This window comes from Streptomyces sp. NPDC044064, from assembly GCF_056434245.1.
This window is the reverse complement of record NZ_JBWKFN010000002.1, coordinates 82,993-109,265: the sequence shown is the minus strand read 5'-3', so window position 1 is coordinate 109,265 and position 26,273 is coordinate 82,993. Positions and strand designations below refer to the sequence as shown.

The window sequence follows — 26,273 nt, the reverse complement described above, 5'->3', positions numbered from 1 at the left end:
GGGGCCCGCCAGTTACGCTCGGCCGCGCGCTCCTCCTGGGCGCTACGGGCGCGACGTGAACTTGCCGTCGGGCAGCTTGCGCAGCCAGCCCCGGTCGGCCAGCTTCGTCAGTTTCCCGCGCAACGGCTCCAGCCGGCCCGCCACCGTGGTGTCGATGCCCAGCTCGGCCCCGACGTCCTTGACCATCACCGGCCCACCGGCGGCCGCAACGATCGACAGCATCCGCTGATAGTCCACCGGCAGCGCGGACTCCTCCACCCCCGGCGCACGGTCCGGGACCAGCCGCACCGCCCGTCCCGCGACCTGCACCACCGGCGACCCAGACACCGCCCGCTCGTCCGCGAGTTGCTCGCTCATTCGCTGCCACACCCGCACGGCCACGGCAAGCTCGTCCCGCTCAGCCCGCACCTCATCCAGCTGCTTGACCAGCTGTTCTTCGAGTTCGTCCAGCTCCGCGCGTCGCGCGGTGATCCGCTCCTGCACCTCGGGATCCATCATGCGCCGGAGCGTACGAACGTAACCCGAGACGGCGGGTGAGAAACCGTAAACCCGCACCTGCCAGACGATCTACACCCCAGACTGCTGCCCGTCACCAGCGCGAGTACGCCGAAGACGATTCACGCCACACCCGGGACCTGCAACTTCACGATGCACACCACTCATTGGGCTTCCAGCCCCGCCAATGCGTCCAGAAGGTGAGTAGGTACCCATTCGGGCAGGACGTCTGCGCTGGTGGCACCGCCGGTGAGGTTCCGCCAATCGGCAAAGTCACTGCCGTCACCAATCGGTTTGAGCCCCACCATCTGGAGAGCGGAGGGTGGCGTGGACAGCGCCTCAGCCGTGGTCGTGTAGGCGTCGAGCGTGGTGGTCAACTCGTCGGGCTTCCACGGCGCACTGGGCATGCGCCCGCCGGCGACAGCATCGAACCCGAGCACCACCCAGCCGTCCTGCTCTTCGCTCCACTGCAGCCGCGGGGCTGGCACCGGCTCAGGCAATGCCTGGTTGATCAGAGCCTCTCGCCGGTAGCAGTCAGCGATGTGGGGCGAGTCGGCACTGTTGACGGCTTTGACGAACTGGGCGCCGAATCCCCCGTTGATCACCGCGGCGAAGCCTTGGGTGAAGCCGCTTCCGGCACTTGGCCGTGCAGAGGTTGCCCCGCCAAGTTGTCGCGAGATGAGCCGGCGGATGTGGCTGGGAAGGACTTCCCAGTTGGGGCGACCGCAGTGGAGGTGTATGGCGGGCGGGGCGTGATGAGATTCGGCATTCCGTCAGGGTGAAGTCGTCGGGGTGTCCTCTGCCACCGAAATTCACTCGTTGAATTCGGGCACGAGCAAGTTCTTCAACGGATTTCCGGTGCGGCACACGAGAAGTCGTACACCGCGAAATCACTGACCGGGCGGTACCCGATCCGCTGGTAGAGGCCGTTGCTGGTGGGGTTGGCCAGGTCCGCGAACAGCAGGACCTCCGCCGCGCCTGCGGCCATCGCGGCCCGACTCACCTCGACCGTCGCGGCGCCCGCGTAACCGCGGGCGCGCAGGTGGGCCGGGGTGTAGACGGGGGCCACCCGGACCTGGCCCGCGACCATGGGGGTCCTGCCCGCCATGGAGACGGGGGTGCCGTCTGGGGTTTCCCAGAGCATGACGCGTCCATGGGCGATGCGCGTGTCCGCCCATGAGCTGTTGTCCGCGGCGGGGGTTCCTCCGATGGTGGTCACGAACTCGCGGTGCCAGAGCATGAGTTGCTCGCGGTCCTGCTCGCCCGCGACTCGACTTCGGCCCTCCGGGAGCGGCTCCGGTGGTGTGAGCTTGCCGAGGCGGTACAGGCGCTCCCGCTCGTGCAGCGTCGGCGTCGCGCCCGTGTGCCGCTGCCAGGACTCGGCGAAGGCGGTGGCGGTGTCGTGGTCCGCGTTGACGCCGGGGAGGGGGTGGCCGAGGCCGGCCAAGTGGGCGGCGAGGGTATCGGCCTCCTCGAGGGGCAGGGGGGTGAGGTACAGGCGGCGGGGCGGGGTGCGGAAGAAGGCCGCGCGGACCTCGCCCGCCTGCTCCAGCCAGCCGAAGAGGGGGGCTTCGGCGCCGTGCGCGTCCGCCACGCGTGTACGCAGTGACTCGGTGACCGTCAGTGGGACGGTGTGGAGGGCAGGCCGTGAGTGCAGGAAGTCTCCGGCTCGGGCGAGGAAGTCGTCGAGGTCTTCGGTGAGGTGCCAGTCATCCGGGCGCATGCCTCATGATCCCTCGTGCTGTCGGCATGAGCCCGCGGTTTTCCGCTGGGGCGGGGCGACAGGCTGGGGTAATCCAGTGGCTGCGCGACGGCGGTGCGCCTAACCTCAGACGCAACACGATGACGGAGACAAGTAGCCCGGGATCACGCGAGCCGAGAGAGCCGCCAGCTGCTGTGACGGCGGCCTCGCGCCCCGGAGTGAATCCCCTCCTGAGTGCGAGGAGGAACGGCCGGCGAATAGTGGCCCAATGCCTCGCCGGCCGACCCCCGTGACCGGGTCTGAACGAGGCCGCCACTGCCGTGGTGGTGAAGGCGCGGTGGCACCGTGAGTTTCCCCTTCTCGCCCGCGCTCCCAAGGGATCACGCCCGCGATGGCTGATCGAACGGAGCACCGGCCGATGCTGGATGTCGCCCTCATCCGCGAGAACCCCGAGTACGTGCAGGACGCGCTGGCGAAGCGCGGGGTCCATGTCGATATCGACGACTTCTTGCGCCTGGACCGTGACCTACGACAGGCGCGAGGGGCGGTGGAGCAACTACGCGGTGCCCGAAAGTCGATCTCGAGGAAGATCGCGCAAGGGCAGCGGGCAGGCGAAACCGTCGAGGACCTGCATGTCGAAGCCAGGAACGTCGCCGAGGGTCTGGCTGCCGCCGAGACCCACCTCGACGAGCTGGAGCGGGCCTGCCGCAGCTTCCTTGATCCGCTACCGAACCTGCCGGACGACGACGTTCCCGCTGGCGGCAAGGAGAACAACGAGGTCGTCCGTACGGTCGGCCGATTCCCGGAGTTCGGGTTCGTGCCGAAGGATCATGTGCGGCTCGCCCAGACCCTTGGGCTTGTCGACTACCAGCGGGGGGCCAAGCTCGGCGGCAGCGGGTTCTGGATTTATCGCGGCAACGGTGCACTGCTGGAGTGGGCGCTGTTGAACTACTTCGTCGAGGCCCATCTGCGGGACGGCTACGAGTTCCTCCTCCCGCCGCACATCCTCACCTATGCGGCCGGATACACCGCGGGCCAGTTCCCCAAGTTCGCGGAGGAAGTGTTCGCGCTGGAGCAGGGCGAGCACGGACCGGAGCGGTTCTTGCTGCCGACCGCGGAGACCGCGCTCGTGAACCTGCACCGGGACGAGACGCTCCCGGCAGCCGAGCTGCCCAAGCGGTACTTCGCCTACACGCCGTGCTACCGCAAGGAGGCCGGCGGCTACCGTACGGCCGAGCGTGGAACGCTGCGCGGGCACCAGTTCAACAAGGTCGAGTTGTTCCAGTTCACGCGTCCTGAGGATTCTGAGACCGCGCATGAGGAACTCCTCGGTAAGGCGGAGCAGTTGGTGGCGGATCTTGGTCTGCACTACCGGATTACGCGGCTGGCGGCCGGGGACGCGAGCGCCGCTATGGCCAAGACCTTCGACGTCGAAGTGTGGCTGCCCAGCACTCGGGCGTACGTCGAGGTCAGCTCCGTGTCGAACGCCTGCGACTACCAAGCGCGACGTGGCAACATCCGCTACCGGCCGCGCCAAGGCAAGTCGGCTTTCGTCCACACCCTGAACGCGTCCGGGCTGGCCACCAGCCGTCTCCTCCCCGCACTTCTCGAACAGCATCAGCAGGAAGACGGCACGGTGGTCGTGCCCAAGGTCCTGCAGAAGTGGGTCATGCGTCAGGTCCTGTCGCAGTCCGTGGAAGCCCAGTAGTGCCAGAGAGCTAAAGACTTCATGCGTCTGCATGAAGATCTAAAGAGGGGGTCAACGGGTCCTGGGAGCACTGGCGTCAAGCGGTTTGCGTGTGCTCCTGGAGACGAGGGAAGAGCGGGTGCGAGGCCGGCAGACTCCCGTCGACGGGTGTCACCTGCTTCGCGATCCGCGCGGCGGCATCGGGGATGAAGGGCCGTAGTTCTTCGGCCAGCACGCGGCACGCAGTGACGAGTGCGGCGAGGACCGTGTCGAGAGACCTCGCTGCTTCACCGTCACCCTGCCGCTCTGCTCGGGCCAGCTCCCAGGGCCGGACGGCGTCGATGCAGCGGTTGGCCTCCTCCACGATGCTCCAGGCAGCGCGGGTGGCGCGGCGGAAGTCGAAGTCGGCCAGGGCGGTATCGATCAGGCCGGGAGCATCCTGGTACACGTTCACCAGTGTCGCCACAGCAGTTGGGGCGGCATTAGGCGAGGGAACCGTGCCGCCGCGGTAGCGGTGGATCATCGTCACGATGCGGTGCACAAGGTTGCCCAGCCCTCCGGCGAAGTCCGCGTCAGCACGGGAGGTCAGCCGATCGGGGGTGAAGTCGGCGTCCCCGGTCCGGGGGACGTCGCGCAGGAGCCACCAGCGCACCGCGTCGGTGCCATAGGTCGCGGCCAGCGCGGCCGGGTCGACGGTGGTTCCGCCGGACTTGCTGATCTTGCGGCCGGCGACGGTGAGGTAGTCGTGGACCAGGATGTCGGTGGGCAGCGGCAGCCCGGCCGACAGCAGCATGGCTGGCCAGTACACGGCGTGGAAGCGCACCACTCCCTTGCCGACCAGGTGGACGCGGCGCTCGCTGGTTGCCCACCACTGGTCGTAGGCGGCGTCGCCGGTGCCGTAGCCGAGGCTGGTGACGTAGTTACCGAGTGCGTCCCACCACACGTAGACGACCTGGCTCGGGTCGTCGGGCACGGGGATGCCCCAGCCGCGGGCGCGGCTGTGGGAGCGGGAGACGGAGAAGTCGTGCAGGCCGCCTTCAATCAGGGATAGCACCTCGTTGCGGCGGGCGGCGGGCTCGATGCGCAGATCGCCGCTCGAGATCAGCTCATGGAGGCGGTCGGCGTAGCGGGAGAGCTGGAAGAACCAGTTCTCTTCCGCGACGTGCTGAGGTTCGGTGCCGTGCTCGGTGCAGCGTCCGTCGATCAGTTCGTCCGGGGTGTAGAACTGTTCGCAGCCGACGCAGTACAGGCCTTCGTACTCTTTGCGGTACAGGTCGCCGGCCGCGGCGCACTGGCGCCACAGCCGTTCCACTCCGGCGCGGTGGCGGGGGTCGCTGCTGGTGCGGATGAAGTCGTCGAGTGAGAGCGCCAGTGGGCCGCGCAGGGCGGCGAAAGCGTCGGCGTTGCGGTCGACGAGCGACTGCACGTCGACGCCCTCGGCTTCGGCGGCCAGGACGTTCTTCAGGGAGTTGTCGTCGGTTCCGCTGAGCAGCCGGACGTGATCGCCTCGGTGGCGGCGGTGGCGGGCCAGCGTGTCTGCCTGCACGAGCTCCAGGGCGAAGCCCAGGTGCGGGTGCGCGTTGACGTACGGGATGGTCGTGGTGATGTAGTGGCGTGGTGCGGTCATCGGTCCTCCTACCGGGTAGCGAGGCCTGGTCCGCACAACGGTCGAGGCCCCGTCCCGGGGCCTCGGATTCGGTACGCGTCCGTGCTCAGCAGCCCCGTTGGCGGGGCATCATCCGGTGCTGAGGCGAAAGCGTGATCATGGCCTTGATGGTAGCAACAGGGCCTCGCGCCGAGCATGCGCTTTTCCTGCCTCCCCCTCCGCAGCAACTGGCAGTTCTGCTCCAGATGTGGCCTTCGTCGTACGCGGATGCTCCATGCAGCTCGGGGGCCCTGTTGGGCCCCCGAGCGCGGTGGGTTCGGCCGGTGTCGGCCGATGGCAAGGCTCAGCCGGTCACATCTGATCCGGGGAGTCGATGCCGAGCAGCGTCAGGCCCAGTTCGAGTGTGCGGGCCGTAAGGTCGCACAGGACGAGTCGGCTCTCCTTGATGGACTCCTCAGCGCGCAGCACCGGGCACTCTTCGTAGAAGCGGGTGAAAGCGGCGGCCAGGCCGTACAGGTAGTTGGCGAGTCTGTGGAACTCCAGAGTTTCGGAGACCTCGGCGATGAGGCTGTTGAACTCGAGGAGCTCCAGCGCGAGCGCGCGCTCGGCCGGCTCGGCGATGACCAGCTTCTCGGACCCGTGTAGCGGCGTCTCCACACCAGCGCGCCGGAAAATAGAACAGATTCGGGCCCGCGCGTACTGCAGGTAGGGCGCGGTGTTTCCTTCGAACGACAGCATCCGGTCGTAGTCGAAGACGTAGTCCTTGAGGCGGTCCGTCGAGAGGTCTGCGTACTTGACCGCTCCGATACCGACGGCCCGAGCGACAGCAGCGCGGGTGTCGTCGTCGAGCTGAGGGTTCTTCGCGGCGATGACCGCGGTCGCCCTTACCACTGCCTCCTCGAGGAGGTCCACCAGCTTCACCGAAGTGCCGGCACGGGTACGCAGCATCTTGCCGTCGTCGCCAAGGATTGATCCGTGACCGATGTGCTCGGCTCGTGTGGGCGGAACGAGCCAGCGCGCGTCCCGAGCCACGTCATAGATCATCTCCAGGTGCTGGCGTTGAGGCAGGCCGACGACGTACAGCAGCCGGGTCGCGTGCAGATCCCGCACGCGGTGCCGGATGGTGGCCAGGTCAGTGGCGCCGTAGCCGAATCCGCCGTCGCCCTTGCGGACGATGATCGGCAGCGGGTCGCCGCTGCGGTTCGTGTAGCCCTGGGGGAAGACGCACTGAGCGCCTTCGCTCTCCTGGAGCAAGCCGAGGTCCTTGAGTTCGTCCACGACCGACTGGAGTTGGTCGTTGTAGTAGCTCTCCCCGAAGAAGTCGTCCTCGGTGAGCCGTACCTCCAGCAGACCGTAGACGGTCATGAAGTACTTCTTTGACCCGTCGACCAGCGTGCGCCACAGGCGCAGGGTCTGCCCGTCGCCGCTCTGGAGCAGGACGACCCGCTTGCGGGACCGGTCCTTGAACGTCTCGTCGGCATCGAACTTGCGGCGGGCGGCCTGGTAGAAGCCATTGAGATCGCCAACCGACAGTTCGTGGGCGGCTTCGGACTCGCCGATATCCAGGAGGTGCTCAACGAGCATGCCGAAGGGCGTGCCCCACTCGCCGATGTGGTTCTGCCGGATGACGGTGTGGCCTTGCCACTCCAGCAGACGTACTGCCGCGTCGCCGATGATCGTCGACCGGAGGTGCCCGACGTGCATCTCCTTGGCAGCGTTCGGCGCGGAGTAGTCGATCGTGATGGTCTCCGGGGCCACGGTCTGGGGAACACCGAGCCGCTCGTCACTGACACTGTCGGCCAGGAGCCGCCCGAGAACCTCGTCCGCGAGCGTCAGATTGATGAAGCCCGGGCCTGAGACCTCGACCAGTGAACAGAGATCATCAAGCTGTGCAGCATCTACAACCCGACTCGCGATGTCGCGCGGGTTACCACTGGCCTCACGCGCCAAGGCGAGCGCCGCGTCCGACTGGAAGTGCGCGTGCTGCGATCGTCGAACCACCGGATCGACGGCGGTTCCCGCCACGGACTCGAACGCCGGAGCCAACCTCTGATGCAGCAGTGCTTCCAGATGCGCCATTCAAAGAAGCTATCCAGGCCAAAGCATGGGTGTCCAAGCCTTATTCGCCGCACGAGGAGGCAGAGCGGGCCAGTCCCAAGAGAACGAAGCTCATAGCGACTCCATACAAACCGCCCTGCCCTACCGTGGCATCGCCTGTGTATCCGCTGCGGGTTGCCTCACTGCTGAGTGCGGTGCTCACTTCAGGTGTTCGAGTGACGCTATGTCTACGACAGTCATGCCGTTCAGCGTAGTGATCGCGCAGGAGGGAACGCCCTCGTATAGCAGGCTGGTCGTCAATGCGTCATCGCCAACCAAAGTACGCAGCAAGTCCACTGTGGCTCCGCCGTGGCTGACTACCGCGATGGGGCCCGGCAGGCCGGACAAGTCCGCCAAGCAGTCCTGGAATCGCTCGCCGACCTGACGCGAGGAATCTCCCGATCGCGGAACGAAGTTTCGGTCCTGCACCGATGCGGACCAGTCTGCAAGGAAATCCTCTATGGACTGGTCATCGTCCCAGTTCATTCGCTCACGCAGGCGCCCGTCCTCCTGCACCCGAATGCCGCTCGCGGATGCAATGAACTGCGCAGTCTCGCGGGCTCGCCGAAGCGGGCTGCTGAACACTGCGCGCAGCCCGACGTGCCGCAGCCACTCTGCTGTGCGGGAAGCTTGCTCCCGGCCGAGCGTCGTCAAGCCCGGGTCACCGAGTTGACGCTCCTTCTCCGCGTGCTGCACCAAGTAGAACGTCGTCACAGGCGCAGCCTGGCGCATCGGCCACGGATATAGCCAGTGGAATATGGCGAGCAGTAGGCAGTTGGCCTCCGACGCCCGGCCCGGGGTGAAGCGTATGAACCCGAACGGTTTGGTGGCGGCCGCGTCGGCCGCCCAGACGCTGCGATAGGGAAGGTTCGGGCGACTGGTGTCCTGGGAGGCCCTTGGACTGCGCCGATCCCCACGGCCTCGCCCGGTTCTGGTGCTCGGTCCTTGACTACGAGGTGCAGGACGAAGGCGACGGAATTGTCACGGGTGCTCCCACAAGATGAAGAGGGCAGCTGTAGCACCCGCCGCAGCCAGACCTGCTTTCTGGCCAATCTCACGTCGGCACTGCGTTTTGTGCGGCGCCTCTCCTTGGTCGGCATCAAGCATCCCCTCGTTTGTCGTTCTGCTTGGGATCGTCGGAGTACAGGCCGGCGCTGCCGACATGTCCCTTCACGCCACGGCTGGAATCCGGCGCCAGCCCGGTGGGGGCACAGCCCGACACGAGGCTTCCGCTTGCGAGGGCCGGCCGACACAGTCCGGATGTACTCAGCAAGCCCGTCAGCCCTGGGCCCTCCCCGCTGCAGATTGCAGCCCGTAGCGCCACGGCGGCAGGTCGAAACGGTGCGCCCAAGCACGCGGCGGCTATCGGTAGCCTTGCGCGCATGTCTACAGCCTCCACACGCGTGCGCTTCGCCCCGTCCCCGACTGGAATGTTCCATGTTGGCGGGGCCCGGTCGGCTCTCTACAACTGGGCCGTCGCACGACAGTCGGGGGGCAAGTTCGTCCTGCGTATCGAGGACACCGACACAGCCCGCAACAAGCCCGAGTGGATCGACGGGATCATCAGCGCGCTCGCGTCCATCGGGATCTCCAAGGACGATCCCTCGTTCGAGGGCCCCTACTTCCAGTCGCAGAACGCCGACCGGCACCGCGATGCCGCCCAGCAGCTTTATGCGCAGGGCCGTGCGTACTACTGCGACTGCACCCGCGAGCAAGTGCAGGAGCGGACCGGCTCGCAGCACCTGGGCTACGACGGTTTCTGCCGGGACCGGGGCCTCGAGTACGTGGAGGGCCGGGCACTGCGGTTCCGTACGCCCACTGAGGGCGAGACGGTCGTCGTGGATTTGGTCCGCGGTGAGCCGTCCTTCCCGAACTCTTCGATCGAGGACTTCGTCATCTCACGTGGCGACGGCTCGCCGGTCTTCTTGATCGCCAACGTCGTCGATGACCTCGACGAGGGGATCACCCTGGTCATCCGCGGTGACGAGCACCTGTCGAACACGCCGAAGCAGCAACTGTTGTGGGAGGCGCTCGGTGCAAAGCCTCCGGTGTGGGCGCACCTGCCGGTGATCGTGAACGAGAAGCGGCAGAAGCTGTCGAAGCGTCGCGACAAGGTCGCCCTTGAGGACTACCTCGCCGAGGGCTTCCTGCCCGAGGCGATGACGAACTATCTGATGCTGCTCGGCTGGGGCCCGGGCGACGACGTCGAGCTTCGCCCGTACGAGGAGTTGGAGCAGAAGTTCCGCGTCGAGGACGTGAACACCTCCCCGGCCTTCTTCGACATCAAGAAGCTGACCGCGTTCAACGGCGAGTACATCCGCGCGCTGCCGGTGGATAAGTTCATCGAGGCCTGTGAGCCGTGGCTGCGCGCTCCGTACGCCAACTGGGCGCCTGAGGACTTCGGCCAGGCGGCCTGGGAGGCGATCGCCCCGCATGCCCAGACCCGCTTGGCTGTGCTGTCGGACGTTACGGCCAATGTCGACTTCCTGTTCCTGAAGGAGCCGGTGGAGGACGAGGCGTCTTGGACCAAGGCGATGAAGGGCGCCCCGGCGGCCCTCCTGGCCACGGCCCGCGCCAAGCTGGAGACGGCCGACTGGACGAGCCCTGAGTCCCTCAAGGAGGCGGTGCTGACCGCCGGCGAGGAGCACAGCCTGAAGCTGGGCAAGGCCCAGGCACCGGTGCGTGTCGCCGTCACGGGCCGCACGGTGGGTCTGCCCCTCTTCGAGTCCCTGGAGGTTCTCGGCAAGGACCGCACGTTGGCCCGGATCGACGCGGCTCTGGCGAAGCTCGCTGGCTGACCCCTTCGTGATCAAGGTCCCGTCGCCTGTGTGAGGAGGCGGGACCAGGCATCACGGAAGTACGTCGTGTCAAAGCGGGCCAGTGTCTCGTACACGGTCTTCGACTTGTCCGGCGCTGTGTCCGCCCGCTCCCGTATTTGCTGGGCCAGCCGACGCAGGTCCGGGTACGGCTGTGTGGTGAGGTTTGCGAGGTCACCGAGTACGGCGATCGTCTGAATGAAGCAGGGCACGCTGAGGAGCAGCGCCTCCGCGGCGCACCGGCCTTCACCCTTCCTGCATGCGCGGTGTGAAGCCCCCGACATCGCAGGCCCGCAGTAGTTCGTGGTCGAGGCCTAGCAGACGCCCCTGGCCCGCAACGGTCCGGAAGCGTCGTAGAAGACGGCAAGTATGCGGGGGTAGTCCGGGTGCTCGGGCAGGTCCGGCGGGCCAGCCTGGATGCGGTCGGCGAGGCCGGTGGCGGTCCTCTGTCTCGGACCGGGCGCCGGTGCAGTATCAGGGTCCCGTAGGTCTGCTCGACCCTCCATCGCTTCGTCTGCGGAACAAACCCCGCCTCCTGTGGCGATCTCGACGTCGATGCCCAGGTCGGCTCCAACCGTGACGACCTGGCTATTGAAGCCCACGTCCCCCATCGCCTTCTCGACGGTGTCGCCGGTGTGGTCGGCCGCCTGGTCCAGCATGGCGACGCCCGAGGTGTTGTCGTGCGCACTCGCGGCCGGCACGATGACGGCGAAGACCAGGCCGAGCACGTCCACGGCCAGGCCCCGCTTGCGGCCCGGCACCCGTGGATAGATTCAGCCAGTGGTCTGCGTTCGCAACAGGGCTCGGTGCCTCAGCACATTCACTGATGAGGGGTGGCACGGTGGTGAGCCGAGGGTGGCATGACTTCGAACGCTTGCCGCACCTGTGAACCGCAGCCCGCTCACATTCGGAGATCATTTACGGGTCAGTCGTTCGTGACCAGCCGGCTGAGCGTCGCGGATCGCCCGGATCGGCATCTGCTCGGCCCGGTCCAGCCTGCGGATCTCCGCCCAGTCCTCCACACAGATCACCTCTTCCCTCCTGACCTTGATCACCAAGGCCAGAATCAGACGAAGATCACCGAGTGGGTCAGTTTTGATCCGCCGTCAGAGGGTCACGGTCGGCCGTCGTCGAGAGGGCGTCCATGAGATCTGCGCCGGTGGCACCCCGGTGGTTGATTCCGGGGCCCCCGAGTAGGGGTGAATGGCGTAGGTGAAGCCGGCGGTGTACTTGATTGCGGTGGTGCCCGTGGGGTCCGTATCCTGCTGGGCAACGCGTTGATGGAGACGAGTAGCCAGGGATCACGCGAGCCGAGAGAGCCGCCGGAAGCTGGAAAGGCGGCCTCGCGCCCCGGGGCGAAGACCCTCCTGAGCGCAGGGAGGAACGACCCCGCCTGGTGGTCCAATGCCCCGCCGGTTGGCCCCCGTTACTGGGCCCGAATGAGGCCGCCACGCTGTGGCGGCGAAAGTGCGGTGGCACCGCGAGTTGCCCTTCTCGCCCGCACTCCCAAGGGATCATGACGATGTCCTTCGGAGGACCGAAATGATCCACAGCCGCGTACACGTCTCCGACCTGCGAGAACACGTCGGCCGTACCGTTTCCGTCTGCGGGTGGGTAAACACCCTGCGCCTGCAGAGCAAGATTCAGTTCGTCATCTTGCGGGACAGCACCGGCATGGTGCAGGCGACCCACAAGCGCGACGACGGGCCGCTTGAGGCTCAGCTCGAAGCTCTCACCACCGAGTCCGCTGTCAAGATCACCGGCCGCGTCGTGGACGCCGCCCAGGTGAAACTCGGCGGCTTGGAGATCCTCCCTGACACGGTCGAGGTCCTCAACCCGGCCGCCACGCCGCTGCCGATCGACGAGCACACCGGCCTGGAGCAACGCCTGGACTGGCGTTTCCTGGACGTACGCCGCCGTCCCGCCACCCAGTTGATGTTCGCCGTGCAGACCACCCTGGAACAGGGGATGCGCGAGTACGCGTATGCGCAGGGCGCCACCGAGATGCACACCCCCAAGCTCATGGGCACCGCCTCGGAGTCCGGCGCAGAGGTCTTCGAGCTCAGCTACTTCGACCGCAGCGCCTATCTGGCGCAGTCGCCGCAGTTCTACAAGCAGATGGCGATCGCTGCCGGCATCGACAAGGTCTTCGAGATCGGCCCGGTCTTCCGTGCCGAGCCGTCATTCACCAGCCGGCACGCCACAGAGTTCACGGGTGTCGACCTGGAGATGGCTTGGATCGACGGCATCGAGGATGTGATGGCGTTCGAGGAGCAGATGCTCGTGCACGCCATCGGCCAGGTCGCCGACACCCACGGCGAAGCGATTCCCGAGCACTTCGGCGCCGAGGTCACCGTCCCCACCACGCCCTTCCCCCGCATCACCATGGCCGAGGCGCACGAAATCCTGCGCAGGGGCGGCTGGGACCCGGCAGGGATCAAGGAGGACCTGGACCCCGAGGGTGAGCGGAGCATCTCGGCCCACATCAAGGAGGCCACCGGGCACGAGTTCGTGTTCATCACGCACTACCCGGTCGGCATCCGGCCCTTTTACCACATGCGGCCTGCCGACGACCCGAGCGTGACCTTGAGCTTCGACCTGCTGTGGAAGGGCCTGGAGGTCACCACCGGCGCCCAGCGTGAACACCGGTACGACGTGCTGCTGAAGCAGGCAGCTGAGAAGGGCATGAGCTCAGAGGCGCTGCAGTACTACCTGAACGCGTTCCGGTACGGATGCCCGCCGCACGGCGGGCTCGGCCTGGGCCTCGGGCGGGTGCTGATGGTGATGCTCGGCCTGGACTCGATCCGCGAGGCGACGTTCCTCTTCCGCGGACCGAACCGGCTCACCCCGTAAGCCAGGCGTGAGGGTCCTGCGGCACGAGCGAATGCCTCGCGCCGCGGGACGCTGTCTCGGTGGTGGATATGGCGCAGGTTACGTCCGAGCTTCGTTGGGTTCTTGGCCCCGTAGGCCCGCAGTGCCTATCTCCCGATCGGAGCAGCGGGCAGGGTTGCATATCCCGCCGTGGGGGGAGGGTGACGCTCCCTCGAGCGCCGACACGGCGGTGACCCAGTGGGGTCTCAGCGCGTGGCTGCACAGCCGTTCGGCTGGGCACCTGGTGATGGCCTGCGCGGACCCACAGGCGGCTGGGTAGGGTCGTGGTACACCGAGCAGGGGAGTCAGTTGCATGGCCAGCGAGATCGTGATCGCGCAGACGACTATCGACGACGAGGACCAAGCAAGGGCCCTGGCGCGGGGCGCGGTCGAGAGCAAGTTGGCAGCGGGCGTTCACATCGACGCGCCGATCACCGCCGTCTACTGGTGGAAGAACGAGGTCGAGACGGCGCGGGAGTGGCGCATCTCCTACATGACGACGACAGACCGTCTCCAGCAGTTGGAGGCGTGGCTGTCCGAGAGGCACCCGTACGACGTCCCCCAGTGGATCACGCTGCCTGTGACCGGCGGGTCGGAGGCGTACTTGTCTTGGGTCGTTGAGGAGACAACGCGGGGCTGACGAGCGATGTGTCGCGCGACGGTGTTCGTGTCCTGAGCTCGCCTATGTACCGAACGAAGGGATCGGCTCAGGACGCGAACTGCCGCAAGTGATGGGCGAGTTCCCGCTCGCTGTCGGGGAGCCATGTGGCGATTTTCGCGGCTCGTTCCTTGCCCATCGTGTTGGGCTTGGCCTGTGATGCGGCCGTGAACTGGCGCGTTACGTAGACGCCTTGTTCGACGTCGCCTCCGCGTAGCAGGGCCGAGGCAAGGTCACCGAGCACAACGACGCCGCCATCCGGTAGTTCGTCCCCGAGGCGGTCGACCGCGGTGTCGGCCGTGGCGGAGAGTTCGGACCGCCCCAATTGCCCGTACACGGACAGGGCCAACGAATCCATCCGGTACGGCGTCACGAAGCGGACCCAGGCCTGCTCGCTGGTGTGATCCGCGAAGTCGTAGGCGAAGCATGCTCGATCAAGCGCACGCAGAGCCCCTGTCTCGTCGCCGACTGCGGCGGCTTCCTCCGCGCGCCTTCCGAGGACCCAGGCTGCGGCTGTGGCGTTGCCGTGGCCGCGCACGTCTTGGGAGGCTTGGGACAGGAGTTCCAGCTTCCTCTTCGGTGCCGGAGCTCCGTAGCTGGCGTAGGTGAGGGCTAAGGCTCTGAGGGGAGGATGCCCGGATTTCGCCGCGCACTCAGTCGTGACGTCGTAGTAGGCGCCAGCCTTGTCGTACTCGCCCAGGTCCCAGGCCACCCATCCGGCAAGGGCGGCGGTCTCTCCGGCGGCGATCGTGAGAGCCCGTTCGTGCTCGCCGGCGTGAGGCAGGGCTGCGGTGATCGCGTCAAGGTGCGACTCAACGGTGCTTTGCAGGCGGCGGGCACTGAGATTGAGTTCCTGGACATGCAGGTCAGCAGCTCGGGTGATGAGCGCGACCGCAGCGGGCTTGTCGATACGGGAGCCCTTGCTGAGCGCGAAGGCGAGCCGCCCCCAGGGCTCGGCAGCCGCGCTTACGCCAATGGCGGCGCTGCCCAGCAGCTTGCGGCGCTTCACGTCGTCCTGGTCCTCTTCTTCACGGACGGGCCCCTTCCTACGCCGGGCGCGAGCGGCCTTGGCCTCCCGTAGAAGCTCTTCGACGGGGACACCGCAGGCAGTCGCGATGTGGGCAAGCGTGTGGTTCGTGGGGACGTTCTCAGACTTCTCGTAGCGGCTGACCTCCCGTCGGGTCACGGTTGCCCGGCCGGAGGCAGCGTTGATCGCGTCTGCCTGCTGCTCTTGCGTCCTGCCTGCTTCCTTCCGGAGCCGGAGGAGCAGTTCGGCGAACGGATCTGTCATGAGTGTGACCTCTGTCGTGGGCGGAATCCAATCATGGCCTCAATTCCCCCCAGGGTTTCCCCCCTTGACAGATTTTTCCCCCTCTGGATTCCCCTGGTAGACGGCCTCGCAGCGCGGTGCGATGGGTGCATGACCAGGCTCCAAGAGGCGACCCCGCCGGGCGGGGGCACGGACAGGACTGCGGCCGTAGCGCGCCGAGGGACGCCGCCCATTTCCGGCGCGGATCTCCGCGATCGCAACGGGGATGGGGAGCGTCGATGACCCCCACCACGGCCCTCGCCCCGGTAACTTCAGCCCCAGCTCATACTGCCGCGACCGGCTTCGAAGTTGACTTCCTTCCGGCCGAGTTCCGAGTCGGGCAGATGAGGCGGGTCACGACAGCCCACCTGCGTCACTGGCGCCTCGCCGCGCTGACCCACGACGCCGCGCTTGTCGTCTCCGAGCTGGTTACCAACGCCGTCCAGCACGCCGAGGGAACTTCGGTTGGACTGAGGATGTGGCGCGCCGCGCACGAACTTCGCATCGAAGTTACCGACGGATCACCGACTCCGGCCCGTCTGCGTTGCGCGAGCGAGGCAGACGAGAGCGGCCGTGGGCTGTTACTCGTCGCTGCCATCGCGAAGGAGTGGGGCACGAGTCACGACGGGACGATGACGTGGTGCTCTCTCGCGATCCCCGAAGGGGGATCGTGATGGTTGCAGTGACGGCAGGAGTGGCCGCGCGGTTGCTGGCCCGGCGAACCTCCAACGATCACGACACGCTGGGCACACTCCTCTGCTCCCTGCGCCGTTCCCTTGCCGGCGAGGCGGTCGACGAACAGCTGTACGACGATCTGGACGCTGTGCTCGACGAGTACGCGCGGCCCACCCCGCACGAGATCACGGCCATCGCGGAGAGGTTCCGGAAGACGACCACCAAGATCGTAGAGGTCGTTTCGCCTCTCGTGCGGCCGTATCCGGTCGAGGCCATGCGGCGCCTGCTCTACCTGAGCGCCGAGCACCCCCACCCCGATGACGCGCTGGGGCACCTCCGACGGTTCGCCCTCACCATCCTCACGATCCTCGATCTGATGGGAGAGAGCGCCGCATGAACGCCCTCCACCTCGGAGTCTCACCATGACCACGAAACCGCAGCGGCCCGATATCGCCCGCGACCTGATCGACCGTGCTGTGACATCACGGGAGTACCACTCCAGGCTCGCCCGCGGCCTCTTGAGCCGGGCCGAGATCGACATGGGACGCCACAATGACTACGCCAACGCCCAGGTGCTCCGGAGGATCGTCGGCGAACACGGATGGCCGGGCAGGAGCCTGGTCGGCGAAGAGGGGGCCAAGTCGGCGTGGCAGATCGCTCTCCGCGCTGACTACCTCGCTGACTTCCAGCGTCTGTCCCTGCGCCTGATGGCCACCGCCGTGGAACGGGGCGAGGCGACCATCCAGCAGTGGGCACACCTGCACGACCGGTGCAGCATCAACGCCGGCACGGCGCAGACCTACGGCACGCAATACCGCGGCGGACCCGACGGTGTGGAACTCTTGCGCGTGCGAGAGCCCCAGCACCTCGACGCCCGCCGTGCGAGCGTCCGCCTGCCGCCCTTCGCCACCGCTCACGAAGCCTTACGGCGACGCCACACCCGCGAACCGGAATCCGGGCCGCCCGACGTCACCGAGCACCCCGGCGTGGTACCTACTGTGAAGGCGGCGGCATGACGACCGCCATCAGTAGCCCTTCAGCGCAAGCCCCTGCCGTGGGGCGCATTACCGCCGGTTGGATGTTGGCCGAGAGCCCAGCCGGAGCGTGGGGTGGCTGCGAGGAGATTCCCTCGACTTCCGATGCCACGCCTGCCCCACCCGTCCTTCTGTCTTCCGATATGAGGTCACCGACCCATGTGCGAGCATCAGCCCCCCTGCCCATCGGCCGAGTCTTCCGATCGAGAGGCCGCCCGTGTGGTGGCCGCTTGTCCGGAGCAGGGGTGGTGGCGGCTATGCAACGGGGTTCTTCTCTTCGAGGACACGGGGGAGTTGCTGCCGGACGGGCGGATCGTTGCTCCGTACCGAATGGCGTCGGTTGCCGTGGGGTCGATGTAGTCGGGATGCTGCGAATGATCGACCGCCACGGCCAGGCATCACCGGCTCAGTGTGGCGTCGAGATACGCCTGCACCGGATCGAAGAGGCCATAGGGCACGTACTCGGGAATCTGGGCATGCTGCACCCACGCAACTTCAGCCAGCTCTTCGTCGTCCGCGACGTAGGCGGTCCCGGACTCTACGGTGCAGGCCACGTACGACATCCTGCGACCAGTCTTGGGGTGGACGCGTTCCCCGAGGAGCTTGAGAACGGTCACGGTCATGCCGACCTCTTCGAGAGTCTCGCGTACGGCTGCTTGCTCAGGGCCCTCGCCTGGCTCGATCTCGCCCGCCGGGAACTGCCACGACAGCTGACCCTCCGCGACCCGGCGACGGACCATGAGAACGCCACCGTCCTGGACCACGATCGCCGCTGCGATGCCCGGTCGCTCTTCTGTCGTCTGCTCGGTCATGCGTCTTCCTCCAGTGCTGCCAGGATCGGTGGGTAAATCGTGTCGGCGGAAATGAAGCGGCCCACCGCATTCTTCGGTACCCAGGCCACATCTACGTTCTCAACCACGTCGCTGTTCGTCGCGTCCCCTGCCAGGTACTCGCAGAGGAAGTACACGCAGTGCACGCTCGTGACCGGATGGACCCGTGCACCGAGGCTTCGACGTACGGCACAGTGCACGCCCGTCTCGTCCAGGGTCTCGCGGACGGTCGCGGTCTCCGGTCTGACTCCCGGCTTGATGACGCCGGCGGGGAACTGCCACGTGATCCCGGACGCGTCGTCACCACGACGGCAGACCAGAAGGACCTCCTCGTCGCGAACGACCACTGCGATCGCGACGCGCAGGGCCTGCGGCTGCGGCCCCGAGGCTTCCGTGCTTTTGCCGCTGGAACCGGCGACCAGCAGAGCGAACCGCTGCCGGACTGTGGCCGGTGCGTTCTCGAAGACGGCGTCAAGGAGTTGCTGCATCTCCGAGCGCGGTATCACGTCTGGGTCCGAGTGCCAGGTGGCCACCGTTCGGGTGGAGATGCCCAGGCGGTCAGCGAAGGCCTCGCGGGTCAGGCGGAGAGCAGATTGGAGCATGCACGCACGGTGGCCGGTCCAAACGTCGATCACTTCCATCGGGGAGCCTCACGGATCGGGTCGGCAAGGTGCATGGTCAATGTGCCGAAGTTGCATGCTCGTTGCACTGGCAGTTCATGGCGAAGCGATGCGATCACCGGTTGACTCTCAGGTATGCCCACCGAGACCCCGCGATCAGCCTCATGAATGCTGGATTGGCGAGCCTGCAGCCGCCAGAGCATCGTAGGTGTAAGTCCCCTTGTAGATCAGCAAGTTGGCTGGCACCTGCGATGTCTTGGCCTGATGACGTGCCTTGAGAGCCACATGAACCGCCGCCCGGGGTGGGACGTCACGACGAAGCCCTGGGCGGCAGCCGGCCTGTGCCTGCTGCCCCCGTCGGGCACGGGCCGGCACCCAGTAACGGAAGCCGTAGAAGGGAGAGGACGTGTCGGAAGGGGCGTCGAGGCGCAGATACCCGGACCGCGTTTGGCTCCGTCTGGGGACCAGGCTGTGCGAGCGGGCGCCGGGAGTTGTCGCCCCCTGCTCTCGTCCCTACGGCGGCGGAGTCGGAACATGAAGCCGAGTGCGTTGTGGGGTCGGTTCGAGTGGGTCCAGGGCTGCTGCTTTCGATGCGACCGGCAGGATGCAGATGTCGCCGTAATCGGCTCGATCAGTTCCCGGGGCCTGGAGGTGACGATCACTGCGTGTCGCCGCTGCGTGTTCCACCTGGAGCAGATGCACTGGACGCTCGCGGAGCGCCAGCACCGACTCTCGACTCGGATACCTGTCACTGCTGCGCCCGCTGAGGTTGCCTTGGCACCGCGCCAGCCGCAGCAAGGCCGAGGTCGCTCGTCCCGTAGGAGTCACCGACCGACAGCCCGACTGGGCATCTTCTTTCGACTATCGAATCGCCATACAAGAGGAGTAGGTCAGCACCGGCGTACCTAGCCCAACTGCCAGGAAACGATCAGCCCTTCGGGCGCAGGTAACCTCAGTCCCTGACGCGCTGAACGCCCGTCACATCACCCGCGGAAGAGATGAGAAAGACCATGGCGCAGGAGCCCGAACAGAAGGTGGAGCGCACGCTTGTGCTCCTCAAGCCCGACGCGCTCGTGCGGGGCTTCGCCGGGAAGATCATCGCTCGGTTCGAGGACGCGGCGCTCAAGATCGTCGGCGTCAAGATGAAGCAGATGGACGCAGATTTCACCCGGCGTCACTACTTCGATCTCGAAGAGCGACTGGGTTCCGAGGTGTACGAGTTCACCGCCCGATTCATGCAGCAGGGGCCGGTCATCGCGCTGGTGCTCGAAGGCTTCGACGCCATCGCCACCGTGCGCAAGATCGTGGGCAGCACGTACCCGAACGAGGCTCCGGCCGGCACGATCCGGGGCGACTTCTCGCACTACAGCAAGGCCGCCAGCGTCGCGTCCGGCAAGGCGGTTGCCAACCTCGTGCATGCCTCCGGCAATGCGGAGGAGGCCCAGCAGGAGGTGGAGCTGTGGTTCGACAAGGACGAGCTGCAGGACTACCGCACGCTTGCGGAGATCTACACCTACTGAGCATGGCGACGTCACCCCGCGCGCTTCGCCGCGTTGAGCACTACCTGGCACCACGATTAGTAGAGAGGGCACCATGACCAACCAGACCCGCGCTGCCTCCGTCCAAGAGCTGGAGTCGATCTTCCAGCAGGAACTGGCGACTGACCGATGGGCGGCGACGGAGAGCGCCTACGCGCTGGCTTCCCGCTACCGGGACGAGGGCGACTGGGAGAAGTCCCGCGAGTGGGTGAAGCAGTGCCTCCAGCTCTTGGAAGGCTTCCCCGCGGACACGATGGAGCAGGTCGCCACCACGCGCACGTCCATCGGCGGCGTCGCCCTGCCGAACTACCTCCACGAGGGCGTCGTGCGTGAACGCTTCGGCGACCTCGCCTGAGCTCACCACGGACCGCTGAGGGCGGCGGTGCGCACAGATTGCTGGCCGCACCGCCGCCGCACAACCTCACATAGCACTCCCCACCGAGCCAGCCAGGTGCCACCTGCGCAGGTTCGGGCGGATCAGTCATGCCTGAAGAAGGGACAAGACCGTTGCCCGTAGAGATCGAGTTGCGTGCCCGATTCGACGAGGAGGCCCACGACCGGCTTGTCAACCGACTGGAGCAGGAGGGCACCGACCTGGGCTGCGACGACAAGCACATCTACTTCTACGTCCTGCCGGACAAGCTCCTGAAGGTCACCGACAACACCGCCGCCGGGTCGGCGAAGATCACGCTCAAGCACAGCAAGATCGGCCAGGGCGTCGCGTTCCCTGAGACGGAGATCGCCATCGCCCGCGAGGACGTGTCCGCGGCCGTGCGGGTCTTCAACGCGCTGGGCTTCGAGTCTCTGATGCACCAGGCGTTCAACCGCCGCCACAACTACCGCTTCCGAGGCGTGGAGATCGCCGTCAAGTGGAGCGAGGCGTGGGGGCATCACGCCGAGTTCGAAGTACTGCTGGACGACAACGCGAGTGACGCCGCCCGGCAGGAGGCGACGGACCGCATCTTCGCCGTGGCCAAGGAGCTGAACGTCAGGTTGATGACCGAGCAGGAGCTCGCCGACTTCACCGCTGCGTTCGAGGCTGCCGAACAGGCCCGTAAGGCCGCCCCTGCGGAGATCGAACCCCAGACCTGACCGTAATCCGTCCTTCCGAGGCACCGAGGGGGTAGGCCCGATGAGTACCACCCCGCCGGCCGACAGCCTGGTCGAGCTGGCTGCACGTAAGCAGCTTCCGCACCACCAGTTCATGGATTCCGCCACCGTGCGGTGGATCGAGGCCAACCGGCCGAACTTCCCGGACGCTCCGACGTACGAGCTGCGGGCCGCCTCTCAACGGCTCCTCTACCGATCGGCCATCCCCGTCACGTGGATGGCCGAACCGAGGCTCGCTGACTCGCTGCACGGTATCCGCCACGCCATGCGGACCGCCGCGCTGGCTGCGCTCCTCGCGGAAGCCGCCAGTCTGTCCGAGGAGGACACGGCCACACTGATCGTGGCGGCAGCGGTTCACGACTGCCGCCGTCTGCACGACAAGGACGACCGCGGCCACGGGGGCCGGGCTGCGGTGTGGCTTACGGACAACGCCGACACCGTGTGGGCGCACTTCCACCTGACCGCCACTCCACGACACATCGTGGCTGCGTCGACGGCCGTGCGTCTTCACGATGTGCCGTACTCCGCCTTCACAGCGGACGACAAGATCGATCACGCCCAGGCCGAAGGAATCACCGACCTGCTTAAGGCCGCCGATGCCCTCGACCGCTACCGGCAACCGAAACTGTCCTGGTGGCCGGACAGCTCGCTGATACGCACCACAGCCGCAGCCTTCGACGCGCTGCGGGCTTCGGCCTTCGAACTCGTCGTGGCTTCCGAGGCAGCGCACCTTGCCGGCCTCGACAGCGGGGACTCCGTGTTCAAGGCACTGGAGCAGCGGGGGTTAGTCAGCTGATGGACATCCGCGACGGCTACCACCTGTGGGCCGATGCCCACGCCTTCTTCGACTCCCCGCTGATCTCCAGCACTCCCGATCACGCTGACCCCCTCGGACAGCAGTCCGCCGCGTGGGAAACCCGGCTGGCAGAAGACACGCCCAACGGTGCCCTTTTGCGTGACAACGCCCTGTTCGACGCCCTCACCGGCACGGGGCCGCTGTACCTGCTGCACGTCACCCACGCGCTTGAGGAGATCAGCCAGCATGGCTTCCTCTACCCCTCCGGAGGTTGCCTGGTCGGCAGCATCTACTGCGCGCCGCTGATTGCGAACGGCAGCGGCTTTCGCATGCACAACCTGGCCGAGTACGTCCTGACCAAGGAAGCGCCAGCGTTCGTGGCGAAAGTTGGGACGCCTGGCCGGACACCGACCCCGCTGATCTTCGAGGTCACGCGTCCACGTCGTGCCTACCGCGGACTCGCAGGGGTGGACTACCTGCGCCTCGGCTCGATCCATCTGAGCATCTACAGCCATCTCGAATACCTGTTGTCCACGGCCGAGAGGTACGAGCTCCGCGAGACCGTCGTGAGCCGCGTCAAGAACTCCACCACCTTCCTCGCGCTCGCGGCGGCGATTGTCTACGAGGGTGCCGACGTCGCTCCCACCGTGTTCCTGGAGCTGCTGGACGAGACGATCCCCCGCCTGCCGATCCTCGGCTACTTGTACTTCGAGGCGCTGGCCGAGTACCTGATGCTCCACTCCACCAGCGAGCACAGCCAGAGGTTGGCGGACCTGGGACAACTCAACAACTGGCTCTACAAGGACATGCTGTTCGCCACCCTCGGCATGGCCGGCAAGTTCGATCTGGCGAAGTTCCGGCCGCCTCCGGCTGGGTTCGAGGAACTCCTGAAGCAGGTCGACGGCACCGTGAACGCCGCGGACGCCCGGGCCTATCTCCGCGACCGGATCAGCTACCTCGTTGCCGCCAGACTGTTTACGCCTGGCCAAGTGCCAGACGCCTGGCACCACACCCGCTGGGAGTTCGACAGCCTCGCCGCGCCCCTGGGCCCTCTCCTTGGGCACCTGATTCATCGAGAGCTGCGGACCTTCGGGCGCTACCCGGACTTTTACTTCTACTTCGACCAGCACAAGGCACTCCAGGCGTGGAACTACTGGAACCACATGGACATCTTCGCGCCCTTCAACGGCACGATGCCCAAGGGTGAGGTCGGCATCAACCCGGCCTACCCCGACCTGGAGTACAGCGTCTGGCGGGCCGAGCAGGACAACGTCGGCCGCGTTCACCCCGTCGAGCAACTGGACCTGACCATTGCGCCGCGTCTCGTGGACATCAAGTACACGCTGATGCGCAACAACAAGTGGTCGGTTCCCGAGTCCTCAGCCAGCTGACCTCCACAGGGAGCCCATATGACCGCGCATCTCTCCGCGCCCTCGCTCGACCTCCTCGGCGAGCAGATCGCCGCCCTTCTCAAGGAACCTTCGACCGGGCACGGTCTCGGCCGCACGTTGCGCGCCGCCGCCAAGGAAATCGAGATCAGCCGGTACCACCGCACCAGCAGCCGGGCGTGGCCGGACGGACGCATCGACATAGCCCCTGAGAAGGTCCAGATCGGAGGTGGCGCCCACCGGATCGACGGCTTCTACAACATCGACGCCGTGCCGCCTGCAGATCTGCTCTGGGACGTCCGCGAGGGCATTCCGCTGCAGGACGGCAGCGTCCAGTTCATGTTCTCCGAGCACTTCCTGGAGCACATCGACTACCCGCATTCGGCCAAGCACTACGCCCGAGAGGCGCACCGTGTGCTCGCCCCGGGCGGCCGGCTCGTCACCGGGGTTCCCAACGCTGAGTTCGTACTCCGTCACTACCCGGACAATCCAGGACTCTTCGAGGAGATCATCGAGCGGTGGTACGCCAAGCGTGACTGCCTCGGCGACATCAATACCTTCCTCGACCTGATCAACTACGTCTTCCGAGATCAGGATGACGACCCCACCTACACGCCGCACCTCTGGTCGTACGACCGCGTGAAGCTGACGCACATGTTCACGGAGGCTGGCTTCCGGGCTGTGGAGCCGTGGGCTTTCGACTCCACGATCGCCAACCCGAAGCGGCAGTGGGGAAGCGTCTACGTCATCGCTACGAAATAGCCGCCTGAACCCTGAGTCCTGAGCGCCAGATGTACAGACCGATCACGCTGCCAGGACCTGGCCGTCACGCCGCAGCGTGGATGGAACGGGGGCGTCCCTCAGTCGGGAAACCTCATGAGCCACAACCGCCACACTCGTCGGCGTTTCGGCCAACTTCGGCCGCGCTGAAAGCCATAGAGCACCGCGACCACGCGTTCGACGCCCCGGGATTCCGGGCCTGTGCGTAGTCCGGAATCGAGCGCGTTCGATTCGCTCGCAGCCTCGTTGAGCCTGGCACTGCGACACCGCCCAGGTGCCGCAACAACCGCACGGGAGGGATGCAGTTGACCGCCACAGACACCCGGATCGAAGCCCCGCAGACGCCCCCGCCACCGCCCCCTGCGACCATCTCGTTCGAGAGCAACTACGGGAAGAATCCGCTGGGAGAGGCCAGTTTCACGGCCATGTGCGCCCGGCTGCCCGGCGTGTTGCGGCAGACCGCGCAGATGGCGTGGGCCATCGACCGGTCGGCCGTCGTCCTGCTGCTTGTGTGCCAGCTACTGACCGGCGTCACCGCCGCCGTGGCACTGGCGTTCACGGCACAGGCCATGCGGCACCTCGTCGGCGACGGGTCCGTGTCCGAACGGCTGCACGCCGCTCTCCCCGCGCTTGTTGTCATCACCGTGGCGGTCGCCGTCGGCCGGATCTCCAGCGCATTGTCGTCCTACGGCGACGGGCGGATCAGCCCCGGCCTGATCACTGCGGCCGACACCGCCCTGGTCGAGGCGGTCTGCCGGGTGGAAGCCTCCGCGTACAGCGAGGACGGGTTCGCCAACCGGCAGGAAGCCGCCGAGGTCGGTGTCTCGCGCACCACGATGATGGTCAAGGACGCGCAGCGGTTCACCGCCGCCCTGGTCCGTATGGTCGCCGCCGGCGGAGTCCTCACCACGTTGCACCCCTTGATGCTGCCGCTGCTCCTCCTCGCCGTCGTGCCTGCCGGTCTCGGTGCCGTGCTCTCCGCCCGGGTCGACTACGAGACGCACTACTCCAACGTCGGTGACCGCAACGTCCGCGGCATGATGCGCTGGTGGGCGACCACCTCCCGGCACGGTGACGAAGTCCGCGCCAACGGCATGACCGACTACATCGTGTACTGGTACCGCACGCTGTCCGAGCGCATCGACCGGCGCACCCTCACCGCTGCTCCTCGCATGCTGCGCATCGTGCTGGCGACCTCGGCCCTCGGCGGCGTCTTCCTCCTGGCCACCTGGGCCGCCCTCGCCTGGCTGGCCGCCACCGGACGCCTGGACCTGGCCGTCGCCGCCACCGCTGTCTTCGCCGTCCAGACCTCGTTGGCCGCCTTGTCCCAGCTCGTCATCAACGGCGCCGCGCTGTTCCACACCTCCCTGTATCTCGCCGACATGCGCTCATTCCTCGACCTCGCCGCCGAGCGCGCGCCCAAGCGCGGCGAGGTGAAGATCTCAGCACCGGTCGAAGAGATCCGTCTGGAGGATGCGGTCTACAGCTACCCCGGCAAGGAGCGGCCGGCCGTCGACCACGTCTCCCTCACTCTGCGCCGGGGTGAGATCCTGGCGATCGTTGGCGAGAACGGCTCCGGCAAGTCCACCCTCAGTCGGCTGATCACCGGAATCCTCCTACCCGACAAAGGCCACGTGGCCTGGGACGGAGTCGATCTGGCCTCCGCCGACCCAAGCAGTGTGTGGGCGCACACCGGCCTGGTCCCACAGATCTTCGCCCAGTGGCCCCTGCGCGCACGGGAGAACGTGACGCTCGGGCAGCCCCGCACCTTCCACGACGATCACGTGTGGGAGGCCATCGACGCCGTCGGCATGCGCACCGCGATCGAGGAGCTGCCCAAAGAACTGGACACACTCCTCGCCCGAGAGTTCTTCGGTGGCTCCGAGCTGTCCGGTGGGCAGTGGCAGAGGTTGGCCTGCTCTCGTGCGCTATACCGGCGCTCAGCACTGTTGATCCTGGACGAGCCCACCTCGCAGATGGACCCGCGGGGTGAGCACGACATCTTCGAGGAGATCAAGAGCATCGCCGCAGACCGCATCACGGTGGTGGTCACCCACCAGCTGGAGAACACTAAGATCGCCGACCGGATCATCGTCATGCAGAACGGCCAGATCACCGAACAGGGCCGCTACGAGGAACTCGCCAACGGCGGCGGGCTCTTCGCGGAACTCCTTGCCCTGGCCAAAGACCGCTGATCACCCAGCCCAGTCCACGATAGGCGAACGGCATGCCTATCGTGGACGCTCGTTGTAGCGGGCTGC

General features: G+C 66.7%; 27 protein-coding genes and 1 pseudogene. 16 read left to right on the top strand and 12 right to left on the bottom strand.

Going from position 1 to position 26,273, the window contains the following annotated elements; genetic code table 11:
* Nucleotides 1–42: 42 nt before the first annotated feature.
* From AC07DS_RS03585 to AC07DS_RS03575, 3 genes are all read right to left on the bottom strand, one after another.
* Entirely contained in the window at nt 43–498 is a 456-nt protein-coding gene (locus tag AC07DS_RS03585) for a hypothetical protein (RefSeq protein WP_479142311.1), read from the bottom strand.
* Nucleotides 499–659: 161 nt separating this feature from the next.
* Complete coding sequence (locus tag AC07DS_RS03580; protein WP_479142309.1) at nt 660–1,100, bottom strand: hypothetical protein; 441 nt, start codon at nt 1,098–1,100, stop codon at nt 660–662.
* Between the two features lie 239 nt (nt 1,101–1,339).
* Nucleotides 1,340–2,218 carry a GNAT family N-acetyltransferase gene (locus tag AC07DS_RS03575; protein ID WP_479142307.1) on the bottom strand — a complete coding sequence of 293 codons (879 nt, stop codon included), beginning with the start codon at nt 2,216–2,218 and terminating at the stop codon, nt 1,340–1,342.
* A 397-nt stretch (nt 2,219–2,615) separates the two neighbouring features.
* Here AC07DS_RS03575 and serS point away from each other — a divergent pair, with 397 nt between their 5' ends.
* On the top strand, nt 2,616–3,905 hold the full coding sequence (serS, locus tag AC07DS_RS03570; protein WP_479142305.1) for a serine--tRNA ligase: 1,290 nt from the start codon (nt 2,616–2,618) through the stop codon (nt 3,903–3,905).
* 76 nt (nt 3,906–3,981) lie between these two features.
* Here the strand turns inward: serS and metG are convergent, their stop codons facing one another.
* The 3 genes from metG to AC07DS_RS03555 form a co-directional block, all read right to left on the bottom strand.
* The gene (gene metG / locus AC07DS_RS03565) at nt 3,982–5,511 is read right to left on the bottom strand and encodes a methionine--tRNA ligase (protein WP_479142303.1); all 1,530 of its coding nucleotides are present in this window, start codon (nt 5,509–5,511) and stop codon (nt 3,982–3,984) included.
* A 330-nt stretch (nt 5,512–5,841) separates the two neighbouring features.
* Entirely contained in the window at nt 5,842–7,569 is a 1,728-nt protein-coding gene (gene argS / locus AC07DS_RS03560) for an arginine--tRNA ligase (RefSeq protein ID WP_479142301.1), read from the bottom strand.
* Nucleotides 7,570–7,746: 177 nt separating this feature from the next.
* Nucleotides 7,747–8,301 (bottom strand): histidine phosphatase family protein, encoded by a 555-nt coding sequence (locus AC07DS_RS03555; protein WP_479142299.1) that lies wholly within the window; start codon nt 8,299–8,301, stop codon nt 7,747–7,749.
* Between the two features lie 182 nt (nt 8,302–8,483).
* Between AC07DS_RS03555 and AC07DS_RS03550 the strand changes: the two are divergent.
* Nucleotides 8,484–8,582: pseudogene (locus AC07DS_RS03550) on the top strand (VOC family protein); the annotation flags it as partial.
* A 435-nt stretch (nt 8,583–9,017) separates the two neighbouring features.
* Nucleotides 9,018–10,385 carry a glutamate--tRNA ligase gene (gltX, locus tag AC07DS_RS03545; protein WP_479142889.1) on the top strand — a complete coding sequence of 456 codons (1,368 nt, stop codon included), beginning with the start codon at nt 9,018–9,020 and terminating at the stop codon, nt 10,383–10,385.
* An 11-nt stretch (nt 10,386–10,396) separates the two neighbouring features.
* Here the strand turns inward: gltX and AC07DS_RS03540 are convergent, their stop codons facing one another.
* The 3 genes from AC07DS_RS03540 to AC07DS_RS03530 all read right to left on the bottom strand — a co-directional run bounded on the left by AC07DS_RS03540 (nt 10,397) and on the right by AC07DS_RS03530 (nt 11,461).
* Nucleotides 10,397–10,615 (bottom strand): hypothetical protein, encoded by a 219-nt coding sequence (locus AC07DS_RS03540; protein ID WP_479142297.1) that lies wholly within the window; start codon nt 10,613–10,615, stop codon nt 10,397–10,399.
* Between the two features lie 102 nt (nt 10,616–10,717).
* A complete protein-coding gene (locus AC07DS_RS03535; RefSeq protein ID WP_479142295.1) occupies nt 10,718–11,164 on the bottom strand; it encodes a hypothetical protein in 447 nt (148 codons plus the stop codon).
* A gap of 153 nt (nt 11,165–11,317) precedes the next feature.
* On the bottom strand, nt 11,318–11,461 hold the full coding sequence (locus tag AC07DS_RS03530) for a hypothetical protein (protein WP_479142293.1): 144 nt from the start codon (nt 11,459–11,461) through the stop codon (nt 11,318–11,320).
* Nucleotides 11,462–11,945: 484 nt separating this feature from the next.
* Here AC07DS_RS03530 and aspS point away from each other — a divergent pair, with 484 nt between their 5' ends.
* Complete coding sequence (gene aspS, locus AC07DS_RS03525) at nt 11,946–13,256, top strand: aspartate--tRNA(Asn) ligase (RefSeq protein WP_479142291.1); 1,311 nt, start codon at nt 11,946–11,948, stop codon at nt 13,254–13,256.
* A 331-nt stretch (nt 13,257–13,587) separates the two neighbouring features.
* Nucleotides 13,588–13,914: a divalent-cation tolerance protein CutA gene (gene cutA / locus AC07DS_RS03520; protein ID WP_479142289.1), complete on the top strand. Its 327-nt coding sequence runs from the start codon at nt 13,588–13,590 to the stop codon at nt 13,912–13,914.
* Between the two features lie 67 nt (nt 13,915–13,981).
* Here the strand turns inward: cutA and AC07DS_RS03515 are convergent, their stop codons facing one another.
* Nucleotides 13,982–15,223, bottom strand: coding sequence for a helix-turn-helix transcriptional regulator (locus AC07DS_RS03515; RefSeq protein WP_479142288.1), 1,242 nt, complete (start codon nt 15,221–15,223; stop codon nt 13,982–13,984).
* 257 nt (nt 15,224–15,480) lie between these two features.
* On the opposite strand from AC07DS_RS03515, the gene AC07DS_RS03510 reads away from it, so the two are divergent.
* The 4 genes from AC07DS_RS03510 to AC07DS_RS03495 all read left to right on the top strand — a co-directional run bounded on the left by AC07DS_RS03510 (nt 15,481) and on the right by AC07DS_RS03495 (nt 17,310).
* Nucleotides 15,481–15,915, top strand: a complete 435-nt coding sequence (locus AC07DS_RS03510; RefSeq protein WP_479142287.1) for an ATP-binding protein — start codon at nt 15,481–15,483, stop codon at nt 15,913–15,915.
* Entirely contained in the window at nt 15,915–16,313 is a 399-nt protein-coding gene (locus AC07DS_RS03505) for a DUF6415 family natural product biosynthesis protein (protein ID WP_479142285.1), read from the top strand. The genes AC07DS_RS03510 and AC07DS_RS03505 overlap by 1 nt, the downstream gene beginning before the upstream one ends.
* A 25-nt stretch (nt 16,314–16,338) precedes the next feature.
* The gene (locus AC07DS_RS03500; protein ID WP_479142283.1) at nt 16,339–16,932 is read left to right on the top strand and encodes a DUF6624 domain-containing protein; all 594 of its coding nucleotides are present in this window, start codon (nt 16,339–16,341) and stop codon (nt 16,930–16,932) included.
* 177 nt (nt 16,933–17,109) lie between these two features.
* Nucleotides 17,110–17,310, top strand: coding sequence for a DUF5999 family protein (locus AC07DS_RS03495; RefSeq protein ID WP_479142281.1), 201 nt, complete (start codon nt 17,110–17,112; stop codon nt 17,308–17,310).
* Between the two features lie 38 nt (nt 17,311–17,348).
* On the opposite strand, the gene AC07DS_RS03490 is transcribed toward AC07DS_RS03495, so the two are convergent.
* Together AC07DS_RS03490 and AC07DS_RS03485 are read right to left on the bottom strand one after the other, a co-directional pair.
* Nucleotides 17,349–17,762 (bottom strand): NUDIX hydrolase, encoded by a 414-nt coding sequence (locus AC07DS_RS03490; protein ID WP_479142280.1) that lies wholly within the window; start codon nt 17,760–17,762, stop codon nt 17,349–17,351.
* Entirely contained in the window at nt 17,759–18,421 is a 663-nt protein-coding gene (locus AC07DS_RS03485; protein ID WP_479142278.1) for an NUDIX hydrolase, read from the bottom strand. Before AC07DS_RS03485 ends, AC07DS_RS03490 begins: the two co-directional genes overlap by 4 nt.
* Before the next feature lie 989 nt (nt 18,422–19,410).
* On the opposite strand from AC07DS_RS03485, the gene AC07DS_RS03480 reads away from it, so the two are divergent.
* The 7 genes from AC07DS_RS03480 (at nt 19,411) to AC07DS_RS03450 (ending at nt 26,207) form a co-directional block, all read left to right on the top strand.
* A complete protein-coding gene (locus AC07DS_RS03480; RefSeq protein WP_479142276.1) occupies nt 19,411–19,920 on the top strand; it encodes a nucleoside-diphosphate kinase in 510 nt (169 codons plus the stop codon).
* Nucleotides 19,921–19,993: 73 nt separating this feature from the next.
* Nucleotides 19,994–20,293: a hypothetical protein gene (locus AC07DS_RS03475; protein WP_479142275.1), complete on the top strand. Its 300-nt coding sequence runs from the start codon at nt 19,994–19,996 to the stop codon at nt 20,291–20,293.
* A gap of 152 nt (nt 20,294–20,445) precedes the next feature.
* On the top strand, nt 20,446–21,030 hold the full coding sequence (locus AC07DS_RS03470; RefSeq protein WP_479142273.1) for a CYTH domain-containing protein: 585 nt from the start codon (nt 20,446–20,448) through the stop codon (nt 21,028–21,030).
* 40 nt (nt 21,031–21,070) lie between these two features.
* Complete coding sequence (locus tag AC07DS_RS03465; RefSeq protein ID WP_479142272.1) at nt 21,071–21,844, top strand: hypothetical protein; 774 nt, start codon at nt 21,071–21,073, stop codon at nt 21,842–21,844.
* On the top strand, nt 21,844–23,235 hold the full coding sequence (locus tag AC07DS_RS03460) for a hypothetical protein (protein WP_479142270.1): 1,392 nt from the start codon (nt 21,844–21,846) through the stop codon (nt 23,233–23,235). Before AC07DS_RS03465 ends, AC07DS_RS03460 begins: the two co-directional genes overlap by 1 nt.
* 18 nt (nt 23,236–23,253) lie before the next feature.
* On the top strand, nt 23,254–23,994 hold the full coding sequence (locus tag AC07DS_RS03455; RefSeq protein WP_479142268.1) for a class I SAM-dependent methyltransferase: 741 nt from the start codon (nt 23,254–23,256) through the stop codon (nt 23,992–23,994).
* 323 nt (nt 23,995–24,317) lie between these two features.
* On the top strand, nt 24,318–26,207 hold the full coding sequence (locus AC07DS_RS03450; protein ID WP_479142266.1) for an ATP-binding cassette domain-containing protein: 1,890 nt from the start codon (nt 24,318–24,320) through the stop codon (nt 26,205–26,207).
* Nucleotides 26,208–26,273 lie beyond the last annotated feature (66 nt).